This window comes from Deminuibacter soli (assembly GCF_003412455.1).
In the GTDB taxonomy this organism is placed as follows: domain Bacteria; phylum Bacteroidota; class Bacteroidia; order Chitinophagales; family Chitinophagaceae; genus Deminuibacter; species Deminuibacter soli.
Genome location: NZ_QTJU01000005.1, coordinates 77,331 through 91,436, shown reverse-complemented (window position 1 = coordinate 91,436; position 14,106 = coordinate 77,331). Strand labels below are relative to the sequence as shown.

The 14,106-nt window shown below is 48.4% G+C and carries 11 protein-coding genes; 9 read left to right on the top strand and 2 right to left on the bottom strand.

The features are described from left to right. Positions 1 to 23: 23 nt before the first annotated feature. Entirely contained in the window at positions 24 to 1,160 is a 1,137-nt protein-coding gene (locus DXN05_RS14780; protein ID WP_158559264.1) for a serine hydrolase domain-containing protein, read from the top strand. A gap of 48 nt (positions 1,161 to 1,208) precedes the next feature. On the opposite strand, the gene DXN05_RS14775 is transcribed toward DXN05_RS14780, so the two are convergent. Further along, positions 1,209 to 2,714: a S41 family peptidase gene (locus DXN05_RS14775; protein WP_116848048.1), complete on the bottom strand. Its 1,506-nt coding sequence runs from the start codon at positions 2,712 to 2,714 to the stop codon at positions 1,209 to 1,211. A gap of 112 nt (positions 2,715 to 2,826) precedes the next feature. Here DXN05_RS14775 and DXN05_RS14770 point away from each other — a divergent pair, with 112 nt between their 5' ends. From DXN05_RS14770 to DXN05_RS14760, 3 genes are all read left to right on the top strand, one after another. Further along, complete coding sequence (locus DXN05_RS14770; protein WP_147313926.1) at positions 2,827 to 3,210, top strand: hypothetical protein; 384 nt, start codon at positions 2,827 to 2,829, stop codon at positions 3,208 to 3,210. A 147-nt stretch (positions 3,211 to 3,357) separates the two neighbouring features. Continuing rightward, on the top strand, positions 3,358 to 4,257 hold the full coding sequence (locus tag DXN05_RS14765) for an alpha/beta fold hydrolase (RefSeq protein ID WP_116848046.1): 900 nt from the start codon (positions 3,358 to 3,360) through the stop codon (positions 4,255 to 4,257). 777 nt (positions 4,258 to 5,034) lie between these two features. Continuing rightward, positions 5,035 to 5,460 (top strand): winged helix-turn-helix transcriptional regulator, encoded by a 426-nt coding sequence (locus DXN05_RS14760; RefSeq protein ID WP_245975220.1) that lies wholly within the window; start codon positions 5,035 to 5,037, stop codon positions 5,458 to 5,460. Between the two features lie 128 nt (positions 5,461 to 5,588). On the opposite strand, the gene DXN05_RS14755 is transcribed toward DXN05_RS14760, so the two are convergent. Continuing rightward, positions 5,589 to 6,188, bottom strand: coding sequence for a YciE/YciF ferroxidase family protein (locus DXN05_RS14755; RefSeq protein WP_116848045.1), 600 nt, complete (start codon positions 6,186 to 6,188; stop codon positions 5,589 to 5,591). Between the two features lie 251 nt (positions 6,189 to 6,439). On the opposite strand from DXN05_RS14755, the gene ligD reads away from it, so the two are divergent. The 5 genes from ligD to DXN05_RS14730 all read left to right on the top strand — a co-directional run bounded on the left by ligD (position 6,440) and on the right by DXN05_RS14730 (position 13,830). Then, complete coding sequence (gene ligD, locus DXN05_RS14750; RefSeq protein ID WP_245975219.1) at positions 6,440 to 8,560, top strand: DNA ligase D; 2,121 nt, start codon at positions 6,440 to 6,442, stop codon at positions 8,558 to 8,560. Between the two features lie 100 nt (positions 8,561 to 8,660). Next, complete coding sequence (locus DXN05_RS14745) at positions 8,661 to 9,758, top strand: DNA alkylation repair protein (RefSeq protein ID WP_116848044.1); 1,098 nt, start codon at positions 8,661 to 8,663, stop codon at positions 9,756 to 9,758. Between the two features lie 5 nt (positions 9,759 to 9,763). Next, positions 9,764 to 10,144 carry a DUF1801 domain-containing protein gene (locus tag DXN05_RS14740; protein ID WP_116848043.1) on the top strand — a complete coding sequence of 127 codons (381 nt, stop codon included), beginning with the start codon at positions 9,764 to 9,766 and terminating at the stop codon, positions 10,142 to 10,144. Positions 10,145 to 10,282: 138 nt separating this feature from the next. After that, positions 10,283 to 11,464 carry an acetate/propionate family kinase gene (locus DXN05_RS14735; protein ID WP_116848042.1) on the top strand — a complete coding sequence of 394 codons (1,182 nt, stop codon included), beginning with the start codon at positions 10,283 to 10,285 and terminating at the stop codon, positions 11,462 to 11,464. Positions 11,465 to 11,481: 17 nt separating this feature from the next. Further along, a complete protein-coding gene (locus DXN05_RS14730; protein WP_116848041.1) occupies positions 11,482 to 13,830 on the top strand; it encodes a phosphoketolase family protein in 2,349 nt (782 codons plus the stop codon). The last annotated feature ends 276 nt before the right edge of the window (positions 13,831 to 14,106 follow it).

The following is a 14,106-nucleotide window of genomic DNA, read 5'->3' as shown; positions in this document are numbered from 1 at the left end:
ATTCGTTGTATTTTCATGCACGTATGAAAACCATAACCGCTTTACTCGCCATTCTCCTTTTACTGGAATATGCAGGTGCGCATGCAGCGCCTTTTACGGATACTACATTGATTGCTGACAACAGGCAGCAAACCCGGCTGGACAGCCTGGTGCAAACTGCTGCATCTGCGTATATGCAACATCCGCATGCCAATTCGCTATCCATCGGTATTGTGCAAAACGGGCATGTTTATTTTTATAATTACCACAAGGGTGCCGGCGCATTGCCCACCAGCGAAAGTGTTTACGGCATAGGCTCAGTGGCCAAAGTGTTTCTGTGTTCCATGGCCGCAAGGGCAGTGGTGGCCAGCCGCCTGCAGCTGAATGAAGATATCCGGAAATACCTGCCCGGCAAATATCCCAACCTCGTTTACCGGCAGCAGCCTGTGCGCGTGGTACACCTGGCCAATCATACTTCGGCCATGCCCGGTATGTCGCGCACGTATGCTGATGCTTATCTCGACAGTGTTCTGAAGCTCGATCCGCAACGCTTCGGTGACTGGTACAGGGCCTACACGGCAGACAGTCTTATTAAAGACATGCATCATTTTGTGCTGGACACCGTACCCGGCACAAAATTAAGGTACAATGGCAATGGTATGATGGTATTGATGGCGATTATGGAAAAGGTGTATCACCAGCCATATGAAACACTGCTTACGCAGTTTCTGCGCGACAGTCTGAATATGCATGATTCGCGTTTAACGCTGTATGCAGCACAGCAAGACCGCGTGGTACAAGGTTATGATGAAAACGGGAAAGCATTGCCGTTCATCGTTGACAAAGGTTTCAGGGCTGCGCCCAGCCTGTTGTCTACCGCTGCAGACATGGTAAAGTTTATACAATGGAATTTAAACGAACACAACAGTGCAGTGCAGCTGGCACATACCACTACTTTTAAAGATGCAGATACAGAACTGGGTTTGGGCTGGTTTAAAGGTATTGATGCGCAGCAACACCACTACCTGTTACACAGCGGCCATGAAGGCACTGGTTTTAATTCGATCTGTGTATTATACCCTGCAAACAATACCGGCATCGTAATACTGGTAAATGAAATCACCGGCCAGGACAGGGTAAACGATCTGAAAGACAAACTGGCCGAAGGGCTGATGGAATAGCGATGAGCACTCACTGACATCCAGAAAAGTTCTCCGCGAACACGCCGTTCATGGCATATACTTTTCAACCAGCAACAATGCCCGTTGTATATCCAGGTCATTTTGTTGTACAATATCCGCTGCAGTGTACTCTACGGTGTCATCGGGCATAACACCGCGGCCGGGTACCGGGTGTTGGGCTACAGATACTACGCGCATCCAGGGAAACTCCACAACAATACCGGTATTGGGCAAGGTGAAATGCTGAATAGTGCCGCCGCTGCAGCCTTCTTCATTGCCTGCTGTTTCGCGGCCTATGAAACGGGCGTTTCTGCATTGTGCCCGGATGGCCGCTGCGGTGTGCGCGCCCGCGGAAAAGGTTGCACCATCAATCAATACCAGTAAGCGGCCATCAAAATGATCAACGGTGCTTAACGGGAGTGTGGCAGCTACATCGCCAAAGGCCGGCTTAAAATTTACCTGGTACCAGTTGCCGGCCTGTTTACCTGCATAAAAGCCTTCATTGAAACCGGCTGTGCGGTCGGTATCAAAATATTGTTCAAAACCATTTATTGCGGGGTTGGGAATGCGCGATTCCATACGGCTGATCATGTGGTAGGGAGCATCTGCGAGGTAGGACAATAGTTTCGCTGCCACGCGTATGTCACCGCCGGTATTGTGGCGCAAATCCAGTATCAGGGTGCGGGTGTGTGCATCGTGTACGTGTTGAAATACCTCTTTAAAAAGCAGGGTATCGCTGTACTGGTAAGCGCCTGCCCTGAACCAGGCAACAGGCTGGTGTTTCAAAAACTGCAGGCGGCCATCTGCAATGGTGGTATCTGTTATCCAGTTGCTGACAGCGTTTGATTGTGCTGCTGTTGCGGGCATTGTTGCATTGCCTGCCGGCATGCTTACTGTAACCTGCTTATGCACGCCATCTTTTGTGGTAAGTACCAGCCGGTAGGGTGGTTGCAGGTGTAAGTCGTTACATGCATCTTCAAACCCATCGTATTCGCTCAGGAATAATTCTTTAAAGGTTTCGTTATAGCCATCGCCTGCGTACAGGTTATACCCATGTGCAATAATATGTTTTACATCTATACCATTAATGCTGTGTATTTCATCGCCTGTGGCAATGGTATTTACCTGGTGCGTGGTAACCCAGGCGCGGTGATGCTGCGCCAGTACTTCAAAGGGCAGGTGAGGGCTGGGTACCCTTGTATAGCCTGCTGAATGTTTTAACTGTGTATGTCCGCAGGCGAGTTTGCTAAGCAGGGGGTATATATGGCTCATAAATGCAGATTCGGTTGCAGGCGTATCCATTGCAGCAAGGGTTTGCCGGTACAGCAGCTGCAGGGAATCGGCCGGGTAATACAGTCCGTATGCCGGGTGCATGTGCTGTATGGCCTGCCATAACAGGGTTAAGTCGTTCCGCATGTTTTTTACAGGTAACAGGTGCAGGGCAGTACCGGCGTTGGTTTGCGGGGCTTTGGACTGGCTGTAAGCTGCTGCGGGCAGCAGCATTGCAGCAAAGCAAATACAGATATATATACGGGCTAAGGTAAGTCGGTGCATGGTTCGTTATTCAGCAATAAAATAAGATATGGTGGTAAGATAGGCAAAAAACCATTCCGCGTTAATGTTGTTATAGAATATAACCTGCTTTTCTAATCAATGATGAATGCCGATGTATAAACGAACATCCTGCCTTGTGTTTTGTATTAGCCTGTTTGCCCATTGTACTACCGTTACCCTTCGCCCGGGTATAGAAGCGGTAGTAACAGACAGCGTAACCAATACCTGTTTAAGTGCCGTGCAAATTGAAAGTCCGGGCGGCGTTGTATATGGTTTGTCTGATACACAGGGCCGTTTTGCTATTCCGCCTGTTACACAAAGAAGAATTAGCTGGCCGGGTGATGAGCCGGGTAAAGCAGGGCCAGATGGCCGTGTGGTGCTGCTGAAAAAGAATGGCTATTTTATTGATACCATTGATGTAAACGTGTATGGCGCGCAACACACCGGCAGCGTGGTGCATACGGATACCATCCGTTTGAAACCTATGCCTATTTAACAGCAATCCCGGCCATTGCCCGCTTTTGGCCACAGATTTAACCGCGGTGTTGAAAATAGCCGCAGGGCCTGTAGCGTTCAATGCCATAACTGTAGGGTTTGCTGCTATGGTATGCTTTTTTCAACAGTTGCTGTAAAACCGTATCTCATGAGCTTTATTACCATTAACAATGAACCATCGCAACACGAACCCGTTCACATACACTACGAAGACCTTGGCAGCGGACAGCCTGTTGTACTGATACATGGCTGGCCATACAGCGGTGATATGTGGGAGTACCAGGTAAATGAACTGCTGCAGCATGGCCTGCGCTGCATTACTTACGACAGGAGAGGGTTTGGCAAATCATCACGCCCTGCAGCAGGCTATGATTATGATACACTCACGGCCGACCTGCATGCTTTACTGGAACACCTGGACCTGCAAAATGCAGTATTGGTAGGTTTTTCGATGGGCGGCGGTGAAGTGGTACGCTATTGTGCGAAGTATGGCACTGCACGCATTGCCAAAATAGTACTCATCAGCTCCGTTACACCGTTTATGCTCAAAACGGCCGATAATCCGCATGGTGTGGAACAGGCTGTTTTTGACGGTATGCTAAAGGGAATAAAAGAAGACCGCATTGCCTTTCTCGATAGTTTCGGCAAAGCCTTTTTCGGCATCAGCCTGATTTACCACCCGGTAAGCACACCCATGCTGGATCATTACCGTACCATTGCTGGTTTTGCCTCGCCCCTGGCCACGCAGCAATGCGCAGTTTCCTTTGCAGGCACCGATTTCCGGCAAGACATGGCTTCCATTAAAGTACCCGTACTTATTATTCATGGTGAATCAGACAAAACTGTTCCGCTCGAAACCGGCGGCAACCAAACAGCCACCCTGTTGCCTGATGCGGTTTACCTTATTTACCAGGGTGCACCCCATGGCTTGTTTTACACCAACCGCGATTCCCTGAACCGCGACCTGCTCACCTTCATTGCCAATAACACAGCAGCCGGCGAACCACCCATCAGGCCGGTAGGTGTGTTTGCAGAAACGAAATTCTGAGATCTTCGTTGAGTTCAACGTTAAACCTTTAAACTGTTTTTAGTTTGAAGTTTAAGGTTTGAAGTTTAAAGTTTTGAGAAGTATTCGCTCGATCTCCATTGAGTTCAACGTTAAACATGAAACGTTAAACCTTTGAACTGTTTTTAGTTTGAAGTTTGACGTTTAAAGTTTTTTGAGGAGTATTCGCTTCGATCTTCGCTGAGTTGAACGTTAAACATGAAACGTTAAGCCTTTAAACTGTTTTTAGTTTAAGGTTTGAAGTTTAAAGTTTTTTGAGGGTGTGTTCGCTTCGATCTTCACTTGAGTTCAACGTTAAACCTTTAAACTGTTTTTAGTTTAAGGTTTGAAGTTTAAAGTTTTTTAGGAAGTGTTCGCTTCGATCTTCGCTTGAGTTCAACGTTAAACCTGAAACGTTAAACCTTTAAACTGTTTTTAGTTTGAAGTTTAAAGTTTTTTGAGGGGTGTATTCGCTTCGATCTTCACTTGAGTTCAACGTTAAACATGAAACGTTAAACCTTTAAACTGTTTTTAGTTTGAAGGTTAAAGTTTTTTTGGGAAGTGTTCGCTTCGATCTTCGCTTGAGTTCAACGTTAAACCTGAAACGTTAAACCTTTAAACTGTTTTTAGTTTGAAGTTTAAAGTTTTTTTAGGAAGTGTTCGCTTCGATCTTCGCTTAAGTTCAACGTTAAACCTGAAACGTTAAACCTTTAAACGCCGTTTGCGGCATTGTCGTTAATATGGTATAACTTTGTAATCAGTATAACGTATGATACCAAAATGAAGAAAGCGCCCACGGTAACAGCCGCAGCACACAGTAAAACAGCTGCCCAGAAAAAGATGGAAAAACGGTCAAAAGCCGTATTGTCGAACCCGCGCAATGCTGCCGAAGAAGTGCAGGCCCTGCAGGATGCCATTTATGTGATTGGCGGCAAATGGAAACTGCCGATCATTAATTCTATTTGTAATGGCAACAGGCGTTTCCGTGAAATTGAGCGCAGTATTCCCGGCATTACTACCCGCATGTTATCGCGTGAACTGAAGGAAATGGAGCTGAATCAATTAATCAGGCGCACAGAAAACCCGGATTCTCCCACAAAGGTGGAATACTCCGCTACGGATTATTGTTACTCATTCGGACATATTATCCTGGAGATGATCAGCTGGGGAAAGGCGCACAAGGAAAAGATCATACGCGGTAATTAAAGGCGGCAGCAAATATGCAGTGGCGGGTTAATTGGGCTGGTAGTGCTGCATAGCATGAAATGCAAACAAAAGCCGGTGACTGTGTCTCCACGGTCACCGGCCATTCATACGAACACCTGGGTTATTTGTTATTCTGCTTCGTTATTGATATTGGATTCTGCAATATCTGTCAGCTTCTGATCTGTTTCTTTTTCTTCTTCCAGTGTCTGGTTCAGCAATTCTGCCGCATCATCGTACTGTAAAACCTTTGCCAGCTGCACCAATGTGCCGTAAGTGGCTATTTCATAGTGCTCTGCCTTTTGTGCAGCCATAATCAGGGCTACATCCCTGGTGTAAGTATCTTCTTCTGTTTCTTCCACAATTGAATCTGCTTCTTTGGTGATGCCATCCATGGCTTCACATTTTTTAGCAACGGCCTTTTCTCCAACTATTTCAAACACCTGCTCCAGGCGGGTTACATGCTCTTCGGTTTGTGACTGGTGTTCTCCAAATGCATTTTTTAATTCATCTGTAGTTGCTGCTTTCTGCAGTTTGCCCAATGCTTTTACCAGGTGTTTTTCAGCCCAGTAGATGTCTTTCAGGCTGTCGACAAAAAACTCCTGCAACTTCGGGTGGTTGTTGCTTTCCTGGTCTTGTGTGTTTGCTTTTTTATTGGTTTGTGACGCTGTTTCTTTTGTTGCGTTACTGGCTAAACCGCTGTTACGCGTGGTGGTGCTTTTCTTTTCCATAAGTCGAGATTATTTGTTATTTACAGGAAGTACCTGCAAAAACGTGCCACGATCTGGCAGCTGTTCGGGCAAGGGCAATACTGCAGCAACAGGCATGCGGGTGTAGCAACGCTTCTACAAAAGGGTGTAGCAGGTTTTATGCGGTTGGGGCAAACCCAATACAGATGGGGCATGCAGCGCCTCAAATGGTAAAATTTTTAACAACACGGGCCTGTGCAGCTAATTGGCATGGGTATTTGCATATAAGTAGTATGGCAACAACAGCAGCACCCAAAAAGGCCGCCCGTGTTACGGCAAAGAAAAATCCGGTTAAAAAAACAGGCATTGCTGCACCCCGGAAGCAGGGTGCGCGGAAGCCAGGTGTATTGAATGGTAAAAAGCCTGCAAAGCCACTCAGGGCGCCCAAAGCAACCTTTCCCCAAACAGTAGCGCCCATGCTGGCTACGCTGGTAAACGAGCCTTTTGACAAAGAAGGCTGGCTATACGAGATAAAATGGGATGGCTACCGTGCCATTGCATTGTGTAACGGGCAAAAGGTAAACCTGCTCTCACGCAACAATAAATTATTTAATGAAAAGTTTTATCCTGTACAAACTGCCGTTCAGCAATGGAACATAAATGCGGTGGTAGATGGTGAAATCTGCGTGATCAATGAAAAAGGCATTGCGCACTTTGGTTCATTGCAAAACTGGCGCAGCGAGGCAGATGGGGAGCTGGTGTACTATGTATTTGACCTGCTCTGGCTCGATGGTTATAACCTGATGGATGAGCCATTGGTGCAACGCCGTGCGCTGCTGAAACAATTGGTGCCTGCAGGCGGCATTATCCGTTTCAGTGAAAACTTTGCGACTTCTGCCGTTGACTTTCTGAAAGCGGCCGGTGAAATGGGTATGGAAGGCATTATGGCCAAGAAGGCGGACAGCCTGTACCTGCCGGGCGAACGCACGCGTGACTGGCTGAAGATCAAAACACACAAGCGTCATGAAGTAGTGATTGGCGGTTATACACGCAACGATGATTCGCTCAAGGCTTTCAGCTCCCTGCTGGTAGGTGTTTACAACAAAGGTAAATTGCAATACACCGGCAAAATAGGCACCGGCTTTAATGATCAGCTGCAGCGGCAGCTGATGCAGCAGTTTAAACCGCTGGTAATAAAAACATGCCCTTTCTCCGATGTGCCTGATGTAAACAAGCCCTCGCGCTTCAGGCCCAACCCGCCGCACGCACGTGTTACCTGGCTGCAGCCCAAAATGGTGTGTGAAGTGAGTTATGCAGAAATTACCAGCGATGGTGTAATGCGGCATCCCAGTTTTGAAGGCATGCGGGAAGACAAAGCTGCCAAAACAGTAACAGCAGAAACCGCTGTTAAAACAAAGGAAGTACTTTCCCGGAAAGAAAACAGCAAAACCAAACGGCTGCTGCAACCATCGGGCGAACAGCAACGCAAAACCCTGCTGAACCCGAAGGATACAACGCAAGTACGCAAGGTGAATGGTCATGAGCTGAGTTTTACCAATCTCTCCAAAATATACTGGCCTGCCGAAGGGTATACCAAACGTGATATGCTGAATTATTACTACCAGGCAGCACCGTATATAATGCCGTACCTGGCAAACCGCCCGCAATCGCTTAACCGCTTTCCGAATGGGATTAACGGCCACAGCTTTTACCAGAAAGATGTAACAGGTAAGGCACCGGACTGGATACAGCAATACCCGTATCATACCAGTGAAGGGGAAGACAAGAACTTCCTGGTGCCGCACGATGAAGCTGCTTTGTTGTATATGGCCAACCTCGGCGCCATTGAAATGAATCCCTGGAACAGCACCGTGAAAACGCCGGATCACCCTGACTGGTGTTTGATTGACCTGGACCCTGATAAGGGTAATACCTTTGAACAGGTGATTCAAACTGCGCAAACGGTAAAGCAGGTGCTGGATGAGATAGGCATAACCGGGTATGCCAAAACATCCGGATCAACCGGTATTCATGTGTACATACCGCTTGCAGCGAAATATACGTATGATGAATGCCAGCTGTTTGCAAAAATGATTGCCATACAGGTGCACGAACGCCTGCCATCGTTCACCAGCATCGAACGCATGACACGCAACCGCAAAGGCAAACTGTATGTTGATTACCTGCAAAACCGCCCCAAGGCCACCCTGGCTGCACCGTATTCACTGCGTCCCAAACCCGGTGCCACGGTATCGATGCCGCTGCATTGGGAGGAAATAAAAAAGGGCCTGCAGATGAAAGACTTTACCATAAAAAATGCCATACAGCGTGTGAAGCGCGAAGGCGATTTGTTTAAACCCGTGCTGGGTAAGGGTATTAACCTGCATAAGGTGGTAAAAGCCTGGAACCGGTAGCGGTTGCCGTTTATCAAACTGGTTAGTATACGCTTTGCGCGTTTTTTGTTTTTGAATACCTTCGGTACCGTATCAGGCAAACAAGGTACAGGCAAGCAGTATGGGATTGATTAAGGATGTGTATTCAGCCAGGTTTTATAATGAACTCGCTGCTGTGGCAGTTGGTGTGATACCCGCGTTTGATAAGACCGGTTTTGTAAAGAAAGCACTATCGCCGGCATTCAAAAACATGGAATGGAAAGAGCGTATGCTGCATACCACGCAGGTATTGCACCTGTTTATGCCGAAGCAGTTTGGCAAGGCAGCAAAACTGCTGGTAAAGCTGGTAGATGAACTGGTGAAAACAGGTGTTTCCGATGGCTTGCTGCCTTATATTTTTCTGCCTGAATATGTGGCCATGTACGGTATTGATCATTTCAGGGAATCGGTGTATGCGCTGGAGCAGATCACGCAATTTATCAGCGCTGAATTTGCCGTGCGGCCCTTCCTGCTGAAGTATGGGGATGAAATGATCGGTGTAATGACCGGCTGGTCAACCCACAAAAGCGCTGCCGTACGCAGGCTGGCCAGTGAAGGCAGCCGCCCGCGTTTGCCCTGGGCGCTGGCCATACCCGCCCTTAAAAAAGATCCCTCACCATTGCTGCCCCTGCTCGAAAACTTAAAGAACGACCCGTCTGAAACCGTTCGCAGAAGCGTAGCCAATAACCTCAATGATATTGCGAAAGACCATCCCGGTGTGGCATTATCCATTGCACGCAAATGGAAAGGTACCAGTGCCGCTACAGATGCCATTGTTAAACATGGCTGCCGTACATTGCTGAAACAGGGTAACCCTGAAGTACTGGCACTGTATGGATTAACCGGCACTGCCATTACAGTAAGCGATTTTACTGTAACAGAAAAGCATGTGAAAATGGGTGATTCGCTCAGCTTTACCTGCACCATTACCAACACCGGCAAAAAGGTACAAAAGGTACGGCTGGAATATGGCATTTATTATCTCAGGGCCAACGGCCAGTTATCGCGCAAAGTGTTTAAAGTAAGTGAGCGTGATTATGCGCCTGGCGAGGTTTGCACGGTTACACGCAGGCAATCGTTCAAGGCCATTACTACGCGGGTGTTTTATCCCGGCAAACACGAAGTGTCGGTTATTGTGAATGGAGAAGAAAAAGTAAAACACCCATTTGTATTGAAATAAGCAGCATGAAAACAACGCTGGAAGCGTATTATACCAAACAGCCGGAAGCCATCCGGGAATGCCTGCTGGCGCTGAAGGCCATTGTACTGCGGCTTGACGCGCGCATTACACATGTGCGCAAATTCCAGATCCCTTTCTTTTACCTCGGCAACCGCAAACTGGCTTTTTTATGGGTGAACCGCAAGAAGCTGCTGTTTGGTTTCGTTACCGATAAAAGCGTGCTGCCCCAACAGGAAGGCACCCGCAAGCGCAATCACTTTGAAACAATAGAGATTAACCCGGATGAAGATATTCCGCAGGAATACATTGTAGCCCGGTTGCAAGCATTGATAACGTTGTATGATGAATGTGATGGCGGTATGTGCCAAACAGCCTATCCGCTATAAGCTTAACGCTTTCTGTCCGGTTTATGGTTTGCATTGAATCTTCCGCAGGTATTCCAACCTTTCTTTACATAAGATTGTTTACGGCTATAGCGGCCTGTGCCGGTATGTATGTGTTTGTTTACTACAATCTGTATTTCTATGGAGCAGGGGAGTATTTTAACGGTAAATGGCGGATCGTCGAGTATTAAGTTTGCGTTATATAATGTGGGCCTGCAGCTGCAGGTGAAAGGGAAAATTGAAGGCATTGGTACAGCGCATGCGCGGTTTTCCTTTAAACAGGCATCCGGTACACAGCAGCCCGAAAAAAACATCGAGGCAAAAGACCTGGAGGCTGCTGCTACATTTTTTGCTGAATGGCTGCAGCAACAATCTTATGCAAACAGGCTGCTGGCCATTGGTCACCGCATTGTACATGGCATGCAGTACACGCAGCCCGCTTTTGTAGATGCGCAGTTGCTGAAAGCGCTCCGGGATATCAGTGCCTACGACCCCGATCACCTGCCCGGCGAAATTGCACTCATCCAGAAAATGCAATCAATTTTTCCCCGGCTGCCGCAGGTGGTGTGTTTTGATACCGCTTTTCATACCGGTTTACCGGCTGTAGCCCGCCTGCTGCCTATTCCCCGGCGTTATGCCAAACAGGGTATACACCGTTACGGTTTTCATGGTTTGTCGTACGCCTACGTGTTGCAGCAGTTGCAGCAGGCGGCTGGTGAAAGTGTTGCCAATGGCCGCGTTATTCTCGCGCATTTGGGTAATGGCTCAAGTCTTGCTGCTGTGCAGGCAGGCAAAAGCATCGATACTACCATGGGCTTTACACCTACGGGTGGCACTATGATGGGCACGCGGCCCGGTGATCTTGACCCGGGTATTGTTTCCTTTTTGCTGCGTCATGAAAAAATGAGCCCGGCTGCATTGAACAACCTGCTGAACCATGATTGCGGTTTGCTGGGTGTATCGGAAACAAGCGCCGATATGCAGGAGTTGCTGCAACAGGAAGCATCCAGTGACAATGCTGCTGTTGCAATAAATATGTATTGCTACCAGGTAAAAAAATGGATCGGCGCTTTTACTGCTGCATTGGGCGGACTGGATGCACTGGTGTTTACAGGCGGTATTGGTGAGAACGCAGCGGTAGTGCGCTCCCGCATTTGTGCCGGGCTGAATTACCTGGGTATTACGCTGGATGAAACACGCAACAATGCACATGAATTGCTTGTTTCTTCCGGCAGCGGCCATGTGCCGGTATATGTAATAGCCACCAATGAAGAATACATGATTGCACAGCAAACACTGACACTGATTACACATCATTCATAAAATTTAATCGCCACATTATGGAAAATGCGCAGTTACAGGCAATTGATGCCTACTGGCGTGCGGCCAATTATCTTTCGGTAGGACAGATGTACCTGCTCGGGAATCCCTTACTGCGTGAGCCTTTGCAGCCCGCACATATCAAAAAAATGTTGCTGGGGCATTGGGGTACCACGCCTGGACAAAACTTTATTTATGCCCACCTCAACCGGATCATCAATGCGTATGATCTGAATATGATTTACGTGGCAGGGCCCGGGCATGGTGGTCCGGCCATGGTGGCCAACACCTATCTTGAAGGTACGTACAGTGAGTATTATCCTGCGATTAGCCAGGATGAGCAGGGATTGCAGAAATTGTTCAAACAGTTTTCCTTCCCGGGTGGCATACCCAGCCATGTATCGCCCGAATGCCCCGGTTCTATACATGAAGGCGGCGAGCTGGGTTATTCATTAAGTCATGCATTCGGTGCGGTGTTCGATAATCCTGACCTGGTGGTGGCCTGCGTGGTGGGAGACGGTGAGGCAGAAACAGGTCCGCTTGCAACAGCCTGGCATTCCAACAAGTTCCTGAATCCTGTTAATGATGGTGTGGTATTGCCGATCCTTCACCTGAACGGGTATAAAATTGCGAACCCAACTGTGCTGGCGCGTATCAGCGATGAAGAGTTGCATTCCCTGATGCGCGGTTACGGGTGGGAGCCGTACATGGTGTCAGGATCTGATCATGAACAGATGCACCATGATATGGCTGCCGTACTGGATACCATTGTACAACGCATTCAAGAGATTCAGCAACAGGCAAGGGAACACCACAATATGGAAAGACCCATGTGGCCCATGATTATCCTGCGTTCGCCCAAAGGGTGGACCGGTCCGCTGATGGTAAACGGCTTGCCGGTAGAAGGCAGCTTCAGGGCACACCAGGTGCCTATACCAGACCCTGCAGGCAATGCAGAACAATTGAACCAGCTGGAAGAATGGATGAAAAGTTACCGGCCCTGGGAGTTGTTTGATGAAAACGGAAAATTGCAGCAATGGTTACAGGAGCAGGCTCCCAAAGGTCTCCGGCGCATGGGCGCCAACCCGCATGCCAATGGCGGCATATTGCTGAAAGACCTGCGGATGCCCGATTTCAGGGACTATGCCTTTGATGTGCAGCAACCCGGGAAAGACAAAGCATCAGATACCACGGTACTCGGAACATTTTTGCGTGATGTGGTAAAAGCCAATCTGTCTTCCCGCAACTTCCGGATTTTTGGTCCGGATGAAACCCTGTCTAACAAACTGAACGCCGTATTTGAAGCCACCAGCCGTCAATGGATGGCTAAAATTGAAGAACACGATGAACTGTTGGCAACAGATGGCCGTGTAATGGAAGTGCTGAGTGAACACCAGTGCGAAGGCTGGCTGGAAGGTTACCTGTTAACCGGCAGGCATGGTTTGTTTAACAGTTACGAGGCCTTTATTCATATCATCGATTCTATGTTTAACCAGCATGCAAAATGGCTGAAGGTAACGGCAGAAATAAGCTGGCGCATACGCATTGCATCGCTCAATTACCTGCTGGCCTCGCATGTATGGCGGCAGGATCACAATGGGTTTACGCACCAGGATCCTGGTTTTATTGATCATGTGGTAAATAAGAAGTCGAGCATTGTACGTGTGTACTTACCACCTGATGCCAACTGCCTGTTATCGGTAATGGATCACTGTTTGAGAAGCCGCCATTATGTAAACGTGACCATTGCCGGCAAGCATCCTGCACCGCAATGGCTTACCATGGACCAGGCCATCCTGCATTGTACAAAGGGCATCGGCATCTGGGGCTGGGCCAGCAACGATGATGGTGATGAGCCGGATGTTGTAATGGCTTGTGCCGGTGATGTGCCCACGCTGGAAACACTCGCAGCTGTTTCAATACTGCGCGAAAAAATACCGGCGTTGAAAATACGCGTGATCAATGTAGTTGATCTCATGAAACTGCAATCGAGCAGTGAGCACCCGCACGGGTTGGATGATGCGGCGTTTGACCTGCTGTTCACAGCCACCAGGCCGGTGATCTTCGCGTTCCATGGTTACCCGTGGCTGATTCACCGCTTGACCTACAAACGCACCAATCACCGCAATATTCATGTGCGGGGTTACAAGGAGGAGGGCACCATTACCACGCCTTTTGATATGACGGTGCTGAACGAGATGGACCGTTTCAGCCTGGTGCAGGATGTAATTGAGCGGCTGCCGCAACTGGGCACCAGCTGTGCGTACCTGAAGCAGGAAATGCAGGATACGCTGATCAGGCATCGCAATTACATTAAGGAACATGGGCAGGATATGCCGGAGGTGGCTGATTGGGTGTGGAAGGGGTGAGTGGTCAATCGTGAGGCGTCAGTCGTGAGTGATCTGAGCGGGTACCAATTTCGAGAATCGAGAATCGACACGTCGAGATGATCTAAGCGAGTATTAAATAACTGCTTTACGCCAGAGGCGGTTTGCTCTAAACAGGCTTGCGGCTTGCAGCTCGTAGCTTGCAGCTGTCTCATGTCGTGAGTGATCTGAGCGGGTACCAATTTCGAATCGAGCGTCGACATGTCGGGACGATTTAAGCGGGTATTAAATAACTGCTTTACTTTCGCCAGCGGTGGT